The sequence below is a fragment of the Natrinema salsiterrestre genome (assembly GCF_029502005.1).
Taxonomy (GTDB): Archaea; Halobacteriota; Halobacteria; order Halobacteriales; family Natrialbaceae; genus Natrinema; species Natrinema salsiterrestre.
Genome location: NZ_JAMQOT010000003.1, coordinates 16,846 through 35,921 on the forward strand (window position 1 = coordinate 16,846; position 19,076 = coordinate 35,921).

Sequence of the window (19,076 nt, forward strand, 5' to 3'; positions counted from 1 at the left end):
AGCTACTTGTCACGGTGACAGACAAGAGAAGGAGCAGTGACACGTTCAGTGCGACGAGATGTGGGGGGCCGTATCTGTGAGGTTAGTTCGGGTACGTAACTCTGTGGAGATCATGAATGTCGTGACGACACCGAGGGTGCTGTTTCGTTAAGCGTGAAAAGTGAGGCGGCACGATTTTGTGGTGCTCTATGCCAAAAACCGACCGCTTCAGTGGGTCTAACGACTGGGCCGATTTGAGATTTGTGGAGCGAGAGCGGAGACCACGTCAGCTGATGGAGCTCGGTATTCGACTCCATCTTGCTGGACTACCGCTTTCGAATACTGTTTGACAATTGGAGAAGCTTGGTGTCAAACGCAGTCGGAAGGCAGTTCACGTTCGGGTTCACAAGTGTTATCTACAGCCGGCAGTCGATGAGAATCTGAATCACGTCACGCTCGACGAGACAGTGATTCAGCTTGATCAACATCGCTATTGGCTGTACACTGCTGTTGATCCGCAAACGAACAAAACCCTCCATATACGGCTCTACTCGACCACTACAACCGCTTTGGTAGAACGGTTCTTGCAGGAACTCACTGAGAAACATGACCTAGACGATGCCGTGTTTCTCGTCGATTCAGATCCATGGCTCAAAGCTGCACTCCATCACCGTGGCTCCGATTTCGATATGAAAAACATGGAACCCGGAATGCCGCCGAATATCTATTCAAAGAGATAAAATGGCGCACTACTCAGTTTAGAAATTATTTCAGAAACGCCGATCCAGCAACCGCTGAACCATGGTTGCAGAGCTCTGCATACTGCTGGAACCAGCTAATCTGAACAATGTCGTATAAAATAGAGATATATTTTACATGTTCCTGAAAATTAAGATACAGGTCGGCTCTATACGGCGACGCTTATGCACGAAACCGGCCGTGAATCCGACCCAGAAATAAAAACTAATTGCACCCGAGGATATCTGATAGATACCGTGAGTCCTTCGGCGAATGTCAGACGCGAGGCGACGTTCTTTCTCACGCTGGATCTAGAGTGTGATTTCGGGACGGCGCTGGAGGTGAACAGTTACGAGGCGGCGAGGCGACTCGACGCGCTGCTGGGATTGCTCGAACCCCGAGACGTGCCGCTGACGGTCTTTCTCCAGACGGAAGTGCTAGATGAGGTTCCGGAAGTCGTCGAGACGCTAGTATCGGCGTCTGTCCCGGTTGAGGTCCACGCTCACTCGGAGACCCACCCCCGGAGGGAGAACGCAGACGTCCGGTGGGAAGTCGAGACGAGCGTCGAACGGGTCCGCAAGACGTTCGAGACGGACCCGCTGGGCTATCGCTTTCCCGACGGGACGATAGCCGACGGAGACTATCGGATCCTCTCGGGGGCCGGCGTCGATTTCGACGCCAGTGTGTTCCCGTCGCTATTCCCCGGTCGATTCAACAACCTCAGGTCCCCCCGGACGCCGTTCGTCCACGACTCCGGGCTCGTCGAGATCCCCTTCAGCATTTACTCGCAGTACCTGCCGGTCCCGGTCTCCCTGTCGTATCTCAAGCTCCTCGGTCGACCCTTCGAGTCGGCGGTGACTTGGAATCCACCCGAGACGATCGTCTTCGACATGCACATGCACGACCTCGTTACCCCGGAGACGAATGAGTTGTCAGCAACCTACCGGTTCGTCTACGGATGCAACCGGGATCAAGGTCCAGACTACCTCCGTCGCCTGCTTGACTCGCTCGCAGGGCGTGGCTACGAGTTCGAGCTGCTCTCGACGTTGTACCACGACGTGGCGACGATGTCCGATCATTCGGGGGTCGGCCGTGAGTAACGAGCGTCCGTTTCGCGTGCTGATCATCACCATCCAAGAGTACTACTACATCCCACTCTTCTTGCGACCGGTGCTGGAGAGTGACGGGTTCGAGGTCTGTGGCGTCGTGACAATGCCGCCGACGCTGGGGAGTGAGAACACGGTCAGGTTTGCGGCGGGGTTGTTCCGGCGGTTCGGACCGCGAGTCTTCGCGAAACACGTCCGGTTTTTTGGCAAGTACGCGCTCCGTGACTGCTTCGCCCGCTACACCGGCCGTGGACACGCCTACTCGGCCAGTACCCTCGCCCGTCGCCACGGCATCCCTCACCGGCACGTGACCGACGTCTCCAGCGAGTCCTTTCGCTCGTATGTCGAGTCGCTGGAACCGATGCTCGTGGCCTCGGTTGCGGCGACTCAGCGGTTCGACGGGGACCTACTTGCCATCCCCGAGGTGGGCGCAATCAACCTCCATTCTTCGCTGTTGCCAGAGTACCGCGGGGTTTCGCCGAGCTTCTGGACGCTCCTGCACGACGAATCCGAGACCGGGGTCACCGCACACTATATGAACGAGCAGATAGACGGCGGTGACATCGTCCGCCAACAGTCGCTACCCATCGAGGACGACGACACGCTCCACTCGCTGAATCGCCGCGTCGCCGAGCGCGGGTCGGAGGTATTGCTCGACGCCATCGGGGCGATCCGCGACGGGATGGTCGACCCGGAACCGATGGATGTCGACGGGGGATCGTACTACTCGCTGCCCGACCGGGAGGACGTGCGGGACTTCCTACGCTCGGGCAACCAGTTTTATTGAGAGGTGACCCCAGGGCCGCCCCGTAGGTCCGGGGGACAGAGGTGTTCTCTCCGATACCGATCACCAGTGGTGCCGCCCACCACGAGTGGCGTCCCGAACTCGAAACCTCGTAGGAGAACAACCAAAGCAGATAAACACGTAGTCTGAAAGGAGATTGTATGTACAGTCTCGGCGTAACATCTCCTGCAGTGGCCAACAACGCAGCGACGCTGGTCGGGGACGGCGAACTGCTCGCAGCCGCTGAGGAGGAGCGTTTCACGCGGAACAAACATGCCAGATTCACGCCGCCGGTTAACGCGGTCACCTACTGTCTGGAACGGGCGGGAATCGGACTCGAAGACATCGACCACCTCGCCGTCGGGTGGGGGGTTGCACCCGAGGCACCGCTCACATCCGACCTTCACGGACCTTTACACCGTGCACATCGAACGCTGATGCCGGAGTTCCTGTCGACCCTCGCGGACCGGGACCCGGGAATTACCGACCGCGTCACGTACGTTAATCACCAGCGTGCTCACGCCGCAAGTGCGTATCGCGTCTCCGGGTTCGACGAGGCCAACGTGATCACCCTCGACGGTAACGGTGAGCGGTACGCGGGCCTTCTGGGCTACGCTGACGGGGATATTCAAGCGTTTGAACACGTCTCCATCTCGCAGAGCCTCGGGCATCTCTACGAGGAGGCCACCGAGTATCTCGGGTTCCGGAGACACCGGGACGAAGGTAAAGTGATGGGTCTGGCGAGTTACGGTCAGCCAACATTCGATATTCCGAACGCGAGGTCTTCCCGACAGATGCTGAACCTGATCCAGCGAATGGGACTGGCGAAGGTTCCGCTGGACTTCGAGACGCTCGCGTCCGTCTACGATGGCCTCCGACCGGTGCGACGACTCTCCGTGGCGGGCAAGTACCCGAAGACGCCGCTAGCGACGGGGGCGATAAACGCCGTTCTCCCCACCGAGATCAACCGGTCGCTCAGCGAGCGACTGTTCGATGACCCCTTCTACAACGGGGCAGGCGAGGCGCTCACCGAGACACACAAAAACCTTGCCGCATCGGTGCAACGCCGCGTCGAACGGGAGGTACTCGGACTCGTCGAGGACCTGGCGAAGCGGACCGGGTGTGGGAAATTCTGTTTCGCCGGTGGCGTCGCGCTCAATTGCGTCCTGAACAAGAAGATCCGGGCGAGCGAGTACGTCGACGAGCTTTTCATCCAGCCGGCGGCACACGACGCCGGAACGGCGCTTGGCGCAGCGCTGGAAGTCTCCTACGAACACGGCGAACGGCCAACGACCGTTATGGAGGACGTCTACTGGGGACCGGAGTACGAAGACGAGGTGATAGAGCGTGCGCTGGAGACGCGCGGACTCGCATACGAACGACCGTCCGACCCGGTCGGGGCGGCTGTCTCCGCGCTAGCCGACGACCAGGTTGTCGGCTGGTTCCAGGGGCGCATGGAGTTCGGGCCACGCGCGCTGGGCAACCGGAGTATCCTGGCCAATCCTTCGCGCGAAGCGATGAAAGATACGGTCAATGCAAAGGTCAAACGCCGCGAACTGTGGCGACCGTTTGCGCCGTCGCTGCCCGCTGAAAACGTCGAAAGGCTGTTCGAAGACGCCGGCCCGTCTCCCTTCATGATACTGTCGTTTGACGTCGAGGAGGAGGCGACAGGAGAGATTCCGGCAGCCTGTCACGTGGATGCCACCGCCAGACCACAGACGGTGACACCGGACACGAACGAGCGCTACTATGACCTCCTGACCCGGTTCGAGGCCGAGACGGGCATCCCGGCGGTTCTCAACACCTCCTACAACCTGGCCGGCGACCCGATCAACCGCGACCCGGGAACGGCCATCGATACGTTCCTGTCCTGCGGGATGGACGTCCTCTGTCTCGGTGACTACGTAGTCCGCAAGGAATCCATCGACCGATAGGGGCCGTCCTCGTCCCCGCGAGTCGTCTACTGGAAAGTCTACCGACGATCCGGGTGACCACTGACAGCACGGACCAGATACACGAGGACACCCAGCGGTGCCATCCAGAGAAGGCCGAAACTGCGCTGGAGGAACACGAGGACGACGGCAGCCGGTTCGTCAACGCCGCCTACGACCAGGACGCTGACGCCGATGGTCTCCCCCGGGCCGACACCACCGGGCGTCAGCGGAAGCACCGACGTGAGACTCATGCCGCCGACCAATGCGCCGGCCAGCGCCGGGCCGACCGACGTCCCGACGGCGCGTCCTAGCAGGAGAAACCCGACGACAACAAACAGCCAGCGGACTACGCCGAGGATGCTCACGACTCCGAGCATCCGGACCGGAGGCCGGCCGACGGCGGCCGTGAACTCGTCGACCGGCCCCGCGACGGCCGACGGGACCCACTCGACTGATTCCAGCCACCCAGCAAAATCGGGGCCGGTCCCGGCTCGCCAGCGGAGACCGGCAAGTGCAACCGCCAGACCACCGATGAGGACCGCTCCGGTGGCGAACGTTTTCACTGGCACGAGTTCCGACGCAACGGCGATGGATCCGGCGCCGAGCAGTCCCAGGACGACACAGAGGTCGACCGCTCGCTCGACGACGACCAGCCCCGCGAGCTCGGAGTGGCTCCTCACCTCGTAGTATCTGTCGACGAGCGCCGTCCGCGTGACGTCACCGGCGTTTACCGGCAGCAACTGATTCAGAGCGTAAGAGACCGCGAGCACTTCGAAGGCGACCATGTTGTCCGACGGGTATCCCGCCGTTCGCTGAAGATGGTTCCAGCGCAGCGTCGCCGGCAGGTATCCGCCGAGAAAACAGGCGCCGCCCAAGAGATACCAGCGAATCTGGGTGGTGGCGAGCTCTCGGGCGACTGCTCCGGGGTCGGCCACGACGACCAGGATCGTAACAAGTCCGACCCCGACTGCCAGACCGCCGAGGCGTCGTAGCGGAATCCGTTCGACGAGCGAGCGCTCTCCGGTCGACCCTGCGTCTTCGGAAGTCATCGCCTCGCTCGCTGGCTGTTCAGTGCGTGGAGGATAATACTCGTAAACACCATGAACACGCCCAGGAGCGTAAAGAAGGTGGCAGTCACCGAAAGACCGAGCGCGAAGTCGGGGGTCCGGATGTAGTCGAAGACAGTCCAGTATCCGAAACTGAGACCCACTAACAGTGAGAGCGATCCCGGCAGTCCGACGAACGTAATCGGCCGCTCGGTTTCGATGATACGAAGCAGGTTGTTCACGAGCCCGGTCCCATGGATGACCGGGTGGTGAGTGCTCGCGCTATCGACGTCGTAATCGATCTTGGTCGGCAATTCCTCGAGGGTCATGTGCGCCTTTGAGACGTGAAACAGGGAGTCGATGCTTATTTCCATGCCGTCGCCGAGGCTGTACTCGTTCGCGAGGAGTTCGACCGCGGTGCGGTCGTACGCTCGAAACCCGCTCTGCGTGTCGGAGAGCCACCGCTGACCGTTGAACGTCCGCAAGACGACGTTCGTCAGCGTGTTGATCACGCCCAGGCCGATGCGGCGCAACAGCGGAACGGAGTGACGACTCTCACCGCCGAACCGACTCCCGATCACCACGTTACATGCCTCGCTATCGAGACGCCCCAGCAGTGCCGGGATGTCGCCCGGGTCGTGTTGACCATCGCCGTCGATGAGAACGAGGCTGTTGACCTGCCACCGGTCCGCGAGGTCGAAGATCCGTTTCAGTGCTGCCCCGTAGCCCCTGTTGGTTCCGTGTGATACAACGAAGGCGCCGGCTTCTCGGGCACGCCGGGCCGTTTCGTCGTCGCTCCCGTCGTCGACTACGAGGACCCCGTCGGTGTGTTCGGCCGCCTCTCGAACGACCGTTCCAATGACTTCCGCCTCGTTGTACGCGGGGATGCCGACGAGGACGCCATCCCGGGCCAGCGACGCTCCCGGAACGGCGTTGACAGCGTACTCGTCGCTCTCCCTCGCTCGGGCCACGCTCTCTTCGATGTCCGGGACCGACTGAACAGGATCGACAAAGACCATCCCTGGGTACCCCCGCTCCCGGGCAGCCGAGCCGAGTCGTTCGCGTGGACCGGTCAACGACGACTTCTCTTCCGTCGTCACGACCACTTCGGCGCCGGCATCGACCGCTGCATCGACGAGAGAACTGTCCGCGCCCAGTGGCGGGACCACCAGCACGTCGTATCCCCGGGTTCGCGCCCGGACCGTGACCCCGAGGACCGAATCGACGGTGTCCCGTCCCACGACTATTCCGACGGCCGGTTGGTCGGTTGCAGCACCGTCGGGGACGTCGCCGACGTCATCTGAAGCCTGCATTTGCTCGAGTATTAATACTGTACTACAAAAGCGTGATTATCAGACCGTGACGCCCCGGCGGCCTGTGAGGTCGCTGAACGGACTCGCCGACCTTGATTCCAAGCCCCTCGAGACGGGGGCATTGTTCAGATTAGCTTGTTCCAGCAGTACGCGAGACTCTGCAGCCATGTTTCGGCCGTTTCTGGATCGGCGTTTCTGAAGCAATTTCCAAACTGGTACGTTCGTCGTTTTACTTCCTTGAAGACACGTTCGATGCTGTTACGTTGACCGTGGCGTTCGTACTGATACTCGTAGCCACGGCGGTGGAGCGCGGCTTTCAGCCAATCTGCAGAATCGACGAGAAACACAGCGTCATCGACGTCATGTTTCTTGCTTAGTTCGTCGAGGAAGATTCCCGTAAGCCCTGTATTTCTCGTCGGAAACAGCCGAACGTGGAGGAATTCGTTTGTCTCTGGATCAACCGCTGCAAACAGCCAGTACCGATCGTCAGTGAGCTGGATCGCAGTCTCATCAACCGCCACGTGATCCGGTGATTTGTCGCTCTCGGGCTGTAACTCTGCTTTTTGTATCCAATTATGGACGGTTGACCGAGCACGGTCGACACCAAACCTCTCTAAGACATGAACAGTATCCGAAAGCGAGAGACCGGCGAGATGGAGGTGGATACTGAGCCGCATCAGCTCGCGCGGTGTCTGCTCGCGCTCCACAAATTCTAACTGAATGTTGCTACTAGGTAGCGTGAGGCGGCTGAATTCGGGCATGGACACCGCGAATTCCACCGCCTCGTTCCTTCAAACTCTAATCTGAACAGCGCCCGAGACGGGGCGTGAAACACTTAAGTACCGTCGAAACGATACCGTGCCCGACAAGCGCGTAGGCAAACAAGAGCGTGAAGACGCTTGCCAGGGCGCCCGGTAGCGCATGTTGTCCGGGACGAAAGTGACTACTGTCACGAACAGCATACCGGCCAGCGGTGTCAGCCAGATTGCAAAGAGCCCGTCGTCCGCCCGGCTGAGCTTGGCCGCCGCGTACCCGCTCAGCAGGAACACCGACACGTGACGAAGATGTTGAGGAACGCGAAGGTATGTCTGACCCGATCAGACAGTGAGTCGTGATAAACGGGAGGAAAAACACCCTTATCTTGACGATTACGTGGAGGACAAGGTGGTCGGCATTCACGAGCGCAAACATCCAGATGCTGTCCGCCGGGGCGGGGGTCGTAAGGCTAGGCTCCTTGTCCCACCTGAGTAGATACTCCCTGTTCCCACACGGTTCTGATGGCCGAATTCCCAGCACACTGACTGGAGTACGCCCAGACAGCAACGGTGATGAGGAAAACAGCGATTGCACGCCTCCGGCTGGCAATGACGAGTACCCGCCTGGGAGCGTCGGACCGGACCACGTCGTGAACCAGCCACAGAAAGAGGATGAGCGGTCCGACAGGACGTGTGATTGTCATCCACACCACTGCCGCCCAAGCCAGCCACCGGTACTGCCTGTCGGAATGGGTGTAGTTGTACGTCAGCACGAACAACACGACTGCCAGCGCAAACGTGAACGTCGTCTTGGACATCACCCACTGGGTGAACCGAAACACCTCGTAGAAGATGGCCAGCGTCCCCCCCGCGATGAGATTTCCGGCCGTCCCCACACCTGTCTCACGGTGTAGAAGACGACGACCGTCGTTACTGACGACAACAGGACCTGGAAGAGAATCCACGCCAGTATCGATTCCGCCACGGGACGGAACGAACAGAATAATATCGTAAGTACTAGATTTTCCGCCCCGAACGCACCTCTGCCGACTATCAACTCGTCGACCGGGACTATTAAATATATGTCACATATCTCGATGTGAAATCTGCTGTCGTCCACCAGAATGAAGTTACCCTTGGAGGCAACTATTATTACTTTAGCTTCGGATAGTCGATCAATTCGTCAATTGGATTGTTTGAGGGACTGCTGAATTGCGAGATACAACTCAGGAAGAATGAAATAAGCGAGTTTTTCGTGATTCTACACGGAGAAACGGTGAGACTCCATCTGTCTTCACTTAAGATGAGAACCGAGAGATAACGCCGAGGGCGGGGGCGAACACGTCGTAATCAAGTAGAAACTCGAAGAAGAGATGCTCAAACAGCGGTATTGTCTCGGTAGCCGCGACATTCAGGAAGTTGTCTACCGAAGCTACGTCTTACAGGGCGTTGGTACTGCTAGACACAATTTCCAAACCCTGTGGCCTTCCACGGGAGGCTTCTATAGCATGCTCTTCATTGTAGTATAGCTCATCTGTCTCGTCTATGTCACCGTAGTAGGGCCGCAGGTGGAGACCAACGATAATCTCCAGTGTTTGTACACACTTCAGTAAGCATATCTCTCAACTAACAGACTTTGTGAAGTACTGAATGTAGCGTCGCAGACGCCGCTCCAACTGCTGCACAGCGCGATCCACAGTATTATGTACCGGCGCTTCGCTCGTGCCAGCTCTAAGGCAGCGTAAATCTCGGCGTTAGTCCGTCTCGACTCCTGGGAGACGGTTTGCCACCGCGGCCAGTTGTTCGCCGCTGACGCTGTAACTGAACAATAACGCAAACACCGGCCCGGCCGGTGCTCGGTATCTGAAGCTGGCATCAACGAACGTCACCGCACAGACTGCTACGATCATTACGAGCGGCGTCACCCACATCTGGAACAACACGATTCGCTGTCGGTAGAGACGGAGACAACCGACCACGCTGCCGACGAGCAACACCGTCAGCCACATCGTGTTCCAGACTTTCCACTCACTCTGGAAGGCACCCTCTATAACTGGAATAAAGAATGCACCAACTCGGAGGAACGTGATGATGACTATATGTTCGAAATTCCGTAGAATAAACATGAGACTGGACGACGACTCCACGACGGCGTACTCATGCTGAATTGGATAGGGAGCGTTTTGTGGGGGGCTGAACACCGCTCCTTGCGCGTACAGTCCCCGGACAAGTGGGAACCAGTTTTCGACACTCAACAGGACGACGGCACCGAGCAGCAAAAACAGGCCAACACTGAGACGCCGACTCGGGACGAGATCGAACCGCTCGTAACGGCCGAACGAAACCATATCGTACAACAACCAACCGGCGACAATCGGCGCACCGAACGGGCGCGTTACTGCGAGCCAAAGACACGCTCCGTAGACGGCCAGTCGAGTGCGTCGTGTCGGGTTCTGCTGGAACCGTACAAGCGCCCACAGAGCTAGCGTAAGGATGAATACGAACAGGATATCAGACAGGACCGTCCGCGTCCATCGAAACGTATCATACAGCAGTGCAAACGACAGTCCAGCTACGAGTGCCGTCCGCAAGTCAAAGACTCGCCGTGCTGTATCGAACACCAATACCGAGGCGAGTGACACCAGCAGAATTTGGACAGCAACCCACGCCGGCCCGACATGACCCGGGAGTATTTCGGTTAGACAAAACGGCACCAGAAACCCGATTTTATAGATCAGTGTACCCAAGTGCTCCGGACCGGTCTGGCAAATGCTCAGATATTTTGAGGTGTCCGGTGGTGTAAAGTATACTAACGACCCGTTTCTTATAGATGGAACGAGCCAATGGACGAGATTAATCACGAGTGCGATGATAAAAACACTAGCATGGGCTATGATAGTTGATACGTATCGGTTTCGAATGGGTTCCACCACTACATTTGCTTTTTGCGATGTGCTATTTATAACTTCGGCTGAATAGTCGCACCTCACTCTGAGGTGATATTTATTTTATACTTTTGGATATCAATGCTTGAGAGTTGACCGATGCTTAGCTTGAAACGTCCTATCTGACACTCTATCTGGAGTGTAGCTATGAGACAGCGCTCTCAGAGAACGGTTACTTTGCCGCCTGTCTGATCAAGTCTGCTATTTTTGGTCAAACATCAGGAGATCCCCTGGGCTTGCTCTTACAGACCAGACTCCTCAACAAGGTTCGCATAATCATCAACAAGAGAAGATTGCAAATAAAAAGCCCAAGTCCAATGAAAACTCTCAATCAACAGCGGCGATTCCTCAAATACTAACCGGACAACTTATATAATTATACTTGTTGTTTCTATCAGGTCATCACCCATCCGAATTCTAATCTCCTCCAGTTGAGACTGCCACCGGTCAGTCGCGGGTATATACTAGAAGACAGTCAGAACGAGAAATTGTGAGGCTTCTCGTAGTTGATGCCAATCGGATAAGACATACGATAACACAATAATCTGGATAACCAGGGCGAGCGGCAATTCCCATGCTACCAGTGAGGCAATTGAGCGTATCAGCACTCACCCGGAACGCCGTGAGTTCAAGCAGCATTTCGGCCGTCTGCAAAACCTCTACGAGTCGGTGGCTCCCGACGGCCGGTTCATCACCGAGGGGATACAGAACGAGTACAAGCGGCTGAGTCGGATTCACGTCGGATTCAAGTGCACGTCTGGCGGTACGGACGATCCCGAAGAACAGATGCGCGAGAAGACTCGCAATATCCTCGCAGAACACGTCGACATTGGCGAGATAAAACGAGATTTTCCCCACCTATAGGCTCGGTGAAGAATATCTGGAAGACGTCGATGGGGTCGAAAACCCGTCGTGAAGGCCTCACAGGTCGCTCATGCGACACAGGATCACCCCACCGGCTGATGGATCAGAACCCCAGGTGCAAACGCCTGAGCGAGCATGTGACTGATATTGTCGAAGATTGGCAACAGGGCAATCGAACCGATCCAGAGGCGCTCGAGGCCCTCAAGCGAGCCAAAGAGGACCTCCTCCAAGTCGAAAGTGAGACTGAAGAGCGGGGATGAACAAGGCTGAGTTCGCCATCTACACACACTTGACCGAGGAAACTCCCGACACTATCGAAACGCCGAGGACATCGTTGAAGCGTTTGACGAACGAGTCGATCGTGACTACCTGGGGTGGAAAACGAACCAGCGCACTGTCAGTGAGATCGAGCGTATTCTACTGGACACTCTGGTCGTCGAGTATGATCTTGGCGTACTGATTAGCGATGATGATCAGTTCATCGACGCCGTCCGTGGCTATCTGCTCGAAAATCATGCTGAAACGCTTACCGGCGAAGTCGACCTGCTCGATGATTCAGTTAGCTATGAGGTCTGCCGGAGTAAGGAAGCTACCGAGCCGCGGATCGACGTCGATATCCGTGGTGTGAGGGTGGTGCTTCCAGACGATTCGTCGGACAATCCCGAAACGCTACCCGTCGAGAACGCAGCATGGGTCCTCGAGAAGAAACAGAAATACGAAAGGTATCGTGAGCAGGTTCCTGACCGTCGCTTCGAAGTCGGGGAGACGTTTCCTTATATGGACGACCTCATGAAATCGTAGTCGAACAGCGACCCAGCTCAGAAGTTACTGACGGCGGGTTCTGCCTTGCCGAGCATCATGTCGAGCAAACGTCGGTGAAGCGCGGTCTCGAGACACTCTATCAACGGAAAGCCCGCCAGATATTCGAGGAACAAGCGGACCATTATGTGGCTGAGATGGACATCGAGTACGAGGAAATCGAGGTTCGAAATCAACGCACCAAACGGGGCAGTTGCTCAACGACGGGGGCACTCGGTCTCAATTGTCGGCTGATGATGGCCCCACCAGATGTGATTGACTACATCGTTATCCACGAACTCGCTCACCTGCGGGAACAGAGTCATACAAGCGCATTCTGGTCATTCGTCGCTGAACATGACCCCAGCTACGAAGAACATGCCGAGTGGCTGGAAGAGAGCAGTACCAAACTCATCTTCTCTCACGAAGATCTCTAAGGGTTGCAATCTGCTCTGTCCCATGTCCTCCAGGGGTCGAACGTCGACAAAATCTGATCCCGGATTTTGCACACCGATTTCGAGTCGGGGTGTGCAAAATCAACCCCGAGCCGGGACGATCGTCGTGACGATCACGCCGGCCACCAACTCCGATCGGTCGCTCTTTATATGGGCTCGAGATTCCATTTTGCGGTCCTTGTCTTGCTCGATGTCTTCTATGTGATCGAGGTCACCGCGAACGCGAAACCAGTACAGTCCTGCATTGTCGGGAAGGAATCGCTCAGCGTGGCCTGGTGTCACGTAGACGGTGTTCGTGGCCTCATCGACATGATGGTGGTATCCCTTGCCGTCTGTTCCGAGATAGACGTAGTAGCTTCCTGATTGCTTGAGGACGATGTCGTCCTGTTGTGCATCCGAAATCGTTTCGTGTGTAGTAGTCGTAGTTGACATTGCTGGTTGCTCCAGCACGGGGTCGGTGCTGTAACACCGGCCTCAGATTCTCTGAGGCGTCCCGTGCTCATTCGACAGTATGTGCCGCCACCACTTAACCCTTAGGACCTATGGTTTGTGGAGTAAGGGTCAAATACAAGGCCATCGTCCATTTAGACATGAGCGTGATAACTACCAACCGAGATTCAATGCTTGACGAAGAAGATCTCGGGCCGGCCGACGAGAAGTTGCTTGATATGCTGAATGAGGGGCGTGTCACTGCGCCTTTTGTCGCTGAAGAGACTGGATATAGCTTGCAGTATGTTCGTGACCGTCTCGGCCGGCTCGTGGAACACGGCAACGCGGTCAAAGTGTATGAGGGACTCTATGAACTCGTGGACGATCCACGCGAAGAAGTAGAGTAAGGGTCGACGAATTTGATCCCGTTAAACGGTAGTACAAAAATAGTCTCAGCGACGCGCTGGAATCAAGAAGTCCTATTGAACTGAAAGTGCTAGGCACAGTAGGTGAACCAGGAGGTCTTTCACTGGATTCTCGCCAGCCGCCTCATCTGACAGGAGCTGGTGATCAATATCGCAGTCGATGTATTCCCTATAATGTAGTTGTGTTAACAAAGCAATTTGTATTTTCACTTTCTATATCTGTCTAAACAGAAGACGACTCCACAGGACCAATTATGAAGGAAATACATCGTGATCTATAGGAAATACTGATTCATAGATCACAGACAAAATGTGGTTTGCAGGGTGATTACCTGTTCGGAACGAAAGCATGATAATTCCCTGCACTTACGTGACGGACGATGTCTACTGACGGCGACTCGGGCGATATCGCAGACGCGACGACATTGTTCCTTGAGGAACGGGATGACGGCGACTGCGTGCTCGAGGTCGTCTTGGAGGTTGACGCTGAACATAAGACATGGACCTTCGACGACGTCGATCTCGATTCGGGAACGTTCGGGGAACTCGTCTCGCGTGGCATCGTCACGAAGGTCGACGGTGCGTATCAGGTCGCGGAGCCAGCAGTCGTCGAATCGGTGCTAACAGGCGAGGATCTCGAGGCCCCCGTGGACGATACCGGGCCCGCGATCGATTTCGATCAGTTCTGGAACGGCGTCGATCTCCGGACTTTCACGGCACTTCTGGGAGCCCTACTGGTAGTCGCAGCGGCTCGGATGACGGCCTTTCGGTCGGTGTTCCAGCAGGGCTACGTGGTCTCTCCGGGGAACGATCCCTACTACTTCCGGTACTGGATGGAAGACCTGCTCGCGAAATCGTCGGGACCGACGGACGTCGGTGTTCTCACGGAGTCGTCGGGTGGGCTCTTCGGGACGCGACCGCTCGCACACGCGACCAATTGGTTCCTCGCCGAACTCCTCGGGGGCGGGCAGGCCGCCGCCGATACGGTCGCGGCGTGGCTCCCAGTCGTCGCCTCGGTCGTACTCGGCGTTGTCGTCTACAAGTGTACCGTCTTGCTCACTCGAGACGTTCGCGTCGGGATCGCGTCGGTCCTCGTCTTCGCAGTGACGCCGATTCACGCCGTCTACACCGGGCTCGGATTCATCGATCATCAGCTCCACCAGTACCTCTGGCTCGGGATCACGCTCCTGACGCTGACGTGGCTCGCCGTCGATTTACAGCGGCGACTCGAGGGTGGACTGAGCGAGGCCGCAGCCGTTCGGGAACACCTCCAGTCGTCTGCAACGTGGGCAGTCGCCGTCGTCTTCGGCCTCTCAGTCGCGGCCGGAATACACAGTTGGGGCGGCTCGCCGTTGTTGCTGATCCCGCTCGCGGCGTACGTCGCGCTCCGGGTTGCGGTGGACGCTCGAGCTGGCGTCTCGCCGGCGCGTGCGAATCTGCCGCTGCTCGCTGGTCTGGTACTCGGGAGTGCGCTCTCGCTGGCCCTCCACCACCGCTGGGGCTGGCACGCCGAGTTCGTTTCGACCACGCCGGCGCTTGTACTCGGCGGGTCGATCGCCGTGGTCGCGCTCGGCGAACTGTGGCGGCGGCTCGACGCTCATCTCGGTGGGTTGCTCGCGCTCGAAGCCCTCGTTGGAGCCGGCGGTCTCTACGCCTTCCAGCGGCTCCAGCCAGAGGACTGGGCGGAAGCGATGACCCGCGTCGACGACCTGTTTTTCCGCGAAGGGGCCACCGAGACGGCCTCGCTGTTCGCTACGGAGTACGCCGTCTTCTTCGGGCCGATGTACCAGCTCGGGATGGGATTCTATCTCGGGCTCGTTGTGCTCGGCTGGGTCGCGTGGGTCGCGTTCCGTCGGTACGAACCCGGCTGGTTGCTCGTCGGGACGTATACCGGGTATCTGCTCGTGCTGGCCGGGATTCAGGTCCGCTTCGCCGGTCAGCTCGCGATCCCGCTGGCCGTCCTCACCGGATTCGGGCTGGTGCATTTGCTCGCAGTCGTCGATCTGGCCCGGACGCCGGTTCCGTTCCGTGACTCGGAGTCGTCCCTCGAGGGTGGGTCTCGAGGTGGTGCGTCGGTTGCGACAGACGGTGGCGGGAACCTCGAGCCCGCGATTTCGATCCCTGACGGCCGAAAAGTCGGCTACGTGCTCGGGGTCGGGCTCCTCGTATTCGGGCTGAGTCTCATCTACGTGCCCGGATTGACGGCTGACACGACCTACAGTGATGGACAGGTCCAGGCAGTGAGTGCGATCGACGACCACAACGAATCGGCGAACCGGAGCTATCCCGGGAACTACGTGCTCAGCGAGTGGGGCGACAATCGGATGTACAATCACTTGGTGAACGGTGAATCCCGGAGGTATGGATATGCGCAGAGCAATTACGACGAGTTCCGGACGAGTACCGAGCCGGACGGCTGGTATAACAAACTCGGCAATCGAAGGGGATACGTCGTCGTAACCGCCACCGAGGGAGACGTCCCCGCCGACAGCGCGCAGGCCCTGTTGCTCGAGGAGTACGGCGCAGGCGGGAACGGAACTGACGGCCTCGCACACTATCAGGCGATTTCGATCGCGGACGATGCGGTGGCGTTCGCAGTGGTTCCCGGGGCGAAAGTCCCGGTACGTGGATCGGCTGGAGAGAACGTCACCGTCACCACCGAGGTGTCCGTGTCGGGTGAGACGTTCACCTACGAGCGGGTGGTTGCGGTGGGCGCCAACGGCCGAGCCACGGTCAGGGTCCCCTACGCCGGCGAGTACACGGTCGGCGATCGGACGGCGACCGTGGAGGAGGCGGACGTGTTGAACGGGCAGTCGGTGGCGCTCGAAGAGTAATGGTCCACGGAGGTTACACTCACTGTTGCCAGCGATCCACAACTCGAGAAGGTCCTTGTTCTTGGATCCGTTTTCCGTCCCGCAGAACGATATTATAATTTCATCTAGCATAAAACTATGCTTCGCATATCTATAGTGATGGAATAGGTGGTTGAAAATGTGCTATAGCATGCTTTGATGCAACTCCCTTCAGCAGTGCTCTACAGATGCGAAAGCGAGCCGAGTGGATGACGCGGGCCGACGATGAGATCCTCGAGTATCTCGAAACCCACGGTGCTGGCACACCGAAATCTATTGCGGACGAAATCGAGCGGAACAACGACTACATCGGTACTCGATGTCGGATGCTCGCTTCGTACGGGCTAGTTGATCGTCCATCTCGAGGGTTCTATGTTCTCACCGAGTCAGGTAATGCGTATCTTGACGGTGAGCTCGATGCCAGTGGGCTTGAGGACGATCGATAGAGTTGGTCTTACTGGTAGGTTCCTCGTGTCGATTACACTCCAGAAAGCCCCGTCTGGCTCGAAGTCGTCGGCGCTTCGCGCCGACTGTTCGAGGGATCTTCGACCCCTCGCTGGCTTCGCATCTCACTCCGTTGCGGTGCTTGGGTCGTCTCACAGATCGAGCCAGTCGCCTTTTTCAGTCCCACCGGCGGTTGTTTGATTGGCCAGTTCCAACAAGCCAGGAAATCCTGTTCGTATCTCATCACATAATTCTATTAGCAGTCAGAAGTGATGGTACTAAATCACACCAGGGAACGCTTCCCTAAGCGTTCAACAATTCTCGTACCGACGAGATTATAACAGTCTGTTGGCGAGTATCGTGTAGTCAGCTATCGATATGTCCTCTACTGAATCTGAAGATGTCTCGCGGCGAGAAAAGATCGATGCATTGCTCGATGTCGCACGGTTCAATCCGAAATTCACCGTTCTGATCGTTGTTTTGGGTCTTGCTGCAGCAGTCCTCGAGGGAGTCGGGTTGAGTTTCATTGTACCAATTATTGAGATCGTCCAACTGGACGATCCCACAACTGAAGCAGAGGGGCTAATGCGTGTGTTCGTGACTGCCTACGATCTTCTCGGGATTCCGTTCACACTCGGTTACGTTGTCGTTGGTGTTGCAACCGTCATGACGGTTCGATATACAACGAGTTTCGTCGTTGCCTGGTTCCGTGAGGCCCTCCGAACCTACTACATTCGCGACCTCCAGATTCGGGCATACGATAGCGCACTTGACGCGCGTGTCGCCTACTTCGACGAGGAGGGATCTGACGATATTCTGAATGCAATCGTCACACAGACCAACTATGCGGGCCGGGTCATTCAGCGTGTCGTACAACTCTTCGAGAATGTCTTTCTCTCGGTGATATACCTACTGATCGCCTTCATAATCTCACCCTTCCTCACCATCTTTGCAGGAGGTGTGCTCGGATTTTTAACAGTCTTCCTTCGTCGCGTCGTGGAACCAGGTTACGAAGTCGGGGATATCGTTGCCGACGCCAACGAACAGCGCCAAGAGGCCGCACAAGCGGGAACACAGGGAATTCGAGACGTCCGTATCTTCGGATTAGCGGACGAGCTTCGACAGGATTTTCTCGACGCGATCGACCAGTTCACTAGTGCACGAATTACGCTTCGACGCAACGAGGCCGCGATCAATAATTTCTACAATCTCGGCGTCGCTGTCTCGGTATTCGTGCTTATTTATCTCGCATTGACGTTCGCGAATCTCTCGATCAGTTCCCTCGGTATGTTCCTCTTTGCGATGTTCCAGCTGGGGCCGAAAGTAAGCCAAATAAACAGTCTACTCTACAATGTTGAAAACGATCTCCCGCACCTGGTTCGGACACAAGAATTTATCGACGACCTTGAGTCTCGAGAAGAGCCGAACGACCCCACTCGAGACGTACCCGACGTTGTCGACCACGTTGAGTTCGATAACGTCCACTTCTCCTACGATGAAGAGGAGGAGATTTTGAACGGGATTGACTTCGAGGTTAAAAAAGGAGAGTTCGTCGCCTTCGTCGGCCAGTCGGGGGCCGGTAAATCGACAATCGTCTCTGTGTTGGCGCGGCTCTACGAACTCGACGATGGCGAGATCAGGGCGAACGATGTTCCGATCGATGAGATGGATATCGATGAATGGCGTGAACGGATCGCTGTCGTTCGACAGAATCCGTTTATTTTTAACGACACCCTCGAGTACAACCTCACGATTGGGAACCGGGACGTGACGCAAGCGGAACTGGATCGTGCCTGTGAGATTTCGAAAGTCGACGAGTTCTTCGACCACTTGCCGGACGGCTACGAGACGAAGCTCGGTGACGATGGGACCCGTCTCTCTGGCGGACAAAAGCAACGTGTCGCGCTTGCCCGGGCACTATTGCAAGATGCTGATCTGTTGGTCTTGGATGAGGCAACGAGCGATCTGGACTCGAACCTCGAGCAGGAAGTGCAGGCTGCGATCGAGGACATGGATCGCGATTACGCAATGATCGCGATCGCTCACCGACTGTCGACTGTCGAAAATGCAGATCGGATCTATACTGTCGATGAGGGTAAAATCGTCGAGACGGGAACGCACGGTGAGCTGATCGATGACGGGGGGCAGTATTCCGATTTGTACGCGATTCAATCTCGATGATAGAGAGAAAGAATTCTAAATACCTCCA

At 57.1% G+C, this 19,076-nt stretch carries 15 protein-coding genes and 2 pseudogenes; 10 read left to right on the plus strand and 7 right to left on the minus strand.

What is annotated here, in order from left to right; translation table 11 throughout:
• Positions 1-188 precede the first annotated feature (188 nt).
• The 4 genes and pseudogenes from NDI89_RS09635 (at position 189) to NDI89_RS09650 (ending at position 4,541) form a co-directional block, all read left to right on the plus strand.
• Positions 189-823: pseudogene (locus NDI89_RS09635) on the plus strand (IS6 family transposase).
• 151 nt (positions 824-974) lie between these two features.
• On the plus strand, positions 975-1,817 hold the full coding sequence (locus NDI89_RS09640) for a polysaccharide deacetylase family protein (protein ID WP_277521335.1): 843 nt from the start codon (positions 975-977) through the stop codon (positions 1,815-1,817).
• A complete protein-coding gene (locus NDI89_RS09645) occupies positions 1,810-2,610 on the plus strand; it encodes a methionyl-tRNA formyltransferase (protein ID WP_277521336.1) in 801 nt (266 codons plus the stop codon). Before NDI89_RS09640 ends, NDI89_RS09645 begins: the two co-directional genes overlap by 8 nt.
• Before the next feature lie 158 nt (positions 2,611-2,768).
• On the plus strand, positions 2,769-4,541 hold the full coding sequence (locus tag NDI89_RS09650) for a carbamoyltransferase family protein (RefSeq protein ID WP_277521337.1): 1,773 nt from the start codon (positions 2,769-2,771) through the stop codon (positions 4,539-4,541).
• A gap of 38 nt (positions 4,542-4,579) precedes the next feature.
• Here the strand turns inward: NDI89_RS09650 and NDI89_RS09655 are convergent, their stop codons facing one another.
• From NDI89_RS09655 to NDI89_RS09680, 6 genes and pseudogenes are all read right to left on the minus strand, one after another.
• On the minus strand, positions 4,580-5,590 hold the full coding sequence (locus NDI89_RS09655; protein WP_277521338.1) for a lysylphosphatidylglycerol synthase transmembrane domain-containing protein: 1,011 nt from the start codon (positions 5,588-5,590) through the stop codon (positions 4,580-4,582).
• On the minus strand, positions 5,587-6,900 hold the full coding sequence (locus tag NDI89_RS09660) for a glycosyltransferase family 2 protein (RefSeq protein WP_277521340.1): 1,314 nt from the start codon (positions 6,898-6,900) through the stop codon (positions 5,587-5,589). The genes NDI89_RS09655 and NDI89_RS09660 overlap by 4 nt, the downstream gene beginning before the upstream one ends.
• 125 nt (positions 6,901-7,025) lie before the next feature.
• Positions 7,026-7,661: an IS6 family transposase gene (locus NDI89_RS09665; protein WP_277521341.1), complete on the minus strand. Its 636-nt coding sequence runs from the start codon at positions 7,659-7,661 to the stop codon at positions 7,026-7,028.
• Between the two features lie 464 nt (positions 7,662-8,125).
• Positions 8,126-8,551 (minus strand): hypothetical protein, encoded by a 426-nt coding sequence (locus NDI89_RS09670; RefSeq protein ID WP_277521342.1) that lies wholly within the window; start codon positions 8,549-8,551, stop codon positions 8,126-8,128.
• Between the two features lie 432 nt (positions 8,552-8,983).
• Positions 8,984-9,121 (minus strand): annotated as a pseudogene (locus NDI89_RS09675) (IS5/IS1182 family transposase); the annotation flags it as partial.
• 288 nt (positions 9,122-9,409) lie between these two features.
• The gene (locus NDI89_RS09680) at positions 9,410-10,588 is read right to left on the minus strand and encodes a glycosyltransferase family 39 protein (protein ID WP_277521343.1); all 1,179 of its coding nucleotides are present in this window, start codon (positions 10,586-10,588) and stop codon (positions 9,410-9,412) included.
• Between the two features lie 1,013 nt (positions 10,589-11,601).
• On the opposite strand from NDI89_RS09680, the gene NDI89_RS09685 reads away from it, so the two are divergent.
• From NDI89_RS09685 to NDI89_RS09695, 3 genes are all read left to right on the plus strand, one after another.
• Positions 11,602-11,724, plus strand: a complete 123-nt coding sequence (locus NDI89_RS09685; protein ID WP_277521344.1) for a hypothetical protein — start codon at positions 11,602-11,604, stop codon at positions 11,722-11,724.
• Between the two features lie 370 nt (positions 11,725-12,094).
• Positions 12,095-12,265: a hypothetical protein gene (locus NDI89_RS09690; protein WP_277521345.1), complete on the plus strand. Its 171-nt coding sequence runs from the start codon at positions 12,095-12,097 to the stop codon at positions 12,263-12,265.
• Positions 12,259-12,699: a M48 family metallopeptidase gene (locus NDI89_RS09695; protein ID WP_277521829.1), complete on the plus strand. Its 441-nt coding sequence runs from the start codon at positions 12,259-12,261 to the stop codon at positions 12,697-12,699. Before NDI89_RS09690 ends, NDI89_RS09695 begins: the two co-directional genes overlap by 7 nt.
• Before the next feature lie 99 nt (positions 12,700-12,798).
• Here NDI89_RS09695 and NDI89_RS09700 read toward each other — a convergent pair whose 3' ends face one another.
• Positions 12,799-13,149: a hypothetical protein gene (locus tag NDI89_RS09700; protein WP_277521346.1), complete on the minus strand. Its 351-nt coding sequence runs from the start codon at positions 13,147-13,149 to the stop codon at positions 12,799-12,801.
• Between the two features lie 158 nt (positions 13,150-13,307).
• Here NDI89_RS09700 and NDI89_RS09705 point away from each other — a divergent pair, with 158 nt between their 5' ends.
• From NDI89_RS09705 to NDI89_RS09715, 3 genes are all read left to right on the plus strand, one after another.
• Positions 13,308-13,553 carry a helix-turn-helix domain-containing protein gene (locus NDI89_RS09705; protein ID WP_277521347.1) on the plus strand — a complete coding sequence of 82 codons (246 nt, stop codon included), beginning with the start codon at positions 13,308-13,310 and terminating at the stop codon, positions 13,551-13,553.
• Positions 13,554-13,951: 398 nt separating this feature from the next.
• Complete coding sequence (locus tag NDI89_RS09710) at positions 13,952-16,405, plus strand: MFS transporter (protein ID WP_277521348.1); 2,454 nt, start codon at positions 13,952-13,954, stop codon at positions 16,403-16,405.
• Between the two features lie 840 nt (positions 16,406-17,245).
• Positions 17,246-19,048 (plus strand): ABC transporter ATP-binding protein, encoded by a 1,803-nt coding sequence (locus tag NDI89_RS09715; protein ID WP_277521349.1) that lies wholly within the window; start codon positions 17,246-17,248, stop codon positions 19,046-19,048.
• The last annotated feature ends 28 nt before the right edge of the window (positions 19,049-19,076 follow it).

What these genes read in the sequence shown, in the direction of transcription:
- NDI89_RS09650 (WP_277521337.1), top strand. Translation starts at nt 2,769, where the DNA reads ATGTACAGTCTCGGCGTAACATCTCCTGCAGTGGCCAACAACGCAGCG.
- NDI89_RS09655 (WP_277521338.1), bottom strand. Translation starts at nt 5,590, where the DNA reads ATGACTTCCGAAGACGCAGGGTCGACCGGAGAGCGCTCGCTCGTCGAA.
- NDI89_RS09660 (WP_277521340.1), bottom strand. Translation starts at nt 6,900, where the DNA reads ATGCAGGCTTCAGATGACGTCGGCGACGTCCCCGACGGTGCTGCAACC.
- NDI89_RS09665 (WP_277521341.1), bottom strand. Translation starts at nt 7,661, where the DNA reads ATGCCCGAATTCAGCCGCCTCACGCTACCTAGTAGCAACATTCAGTTA.
- NDI89_RS09700 (WP_277521346.1), bottom strand. Translation starts at nt 13,149, where the DNA reads ATGTCAACTACGACTACTACACACGAAACGATTTCGGATGCACAACAG.
- NDI89_RS09705 (WP_277521347.1), top strand. Translation starts at nt 13,308, where the DNA reads ATGAGCGTGATAACTACCAACCGAGATTCAATGCTTGACGAAGAAGAT.
- NDI89_RS09710 (WP_277521348.1), top strand. Translation starts at nt 13,952, where the DNA reads ATGTCTACTGACGGCGACTCGGGCGATATCGCAGACGCGACGACATTG.
- NDI89_RS09715 (WP_277521349.1), top strand. Translation starts at nt 17,246, where the DNA reads ATGTCCTCTACTGAATCTGAAGATGTCTCGCGGCGAGAAAAGATCGAT.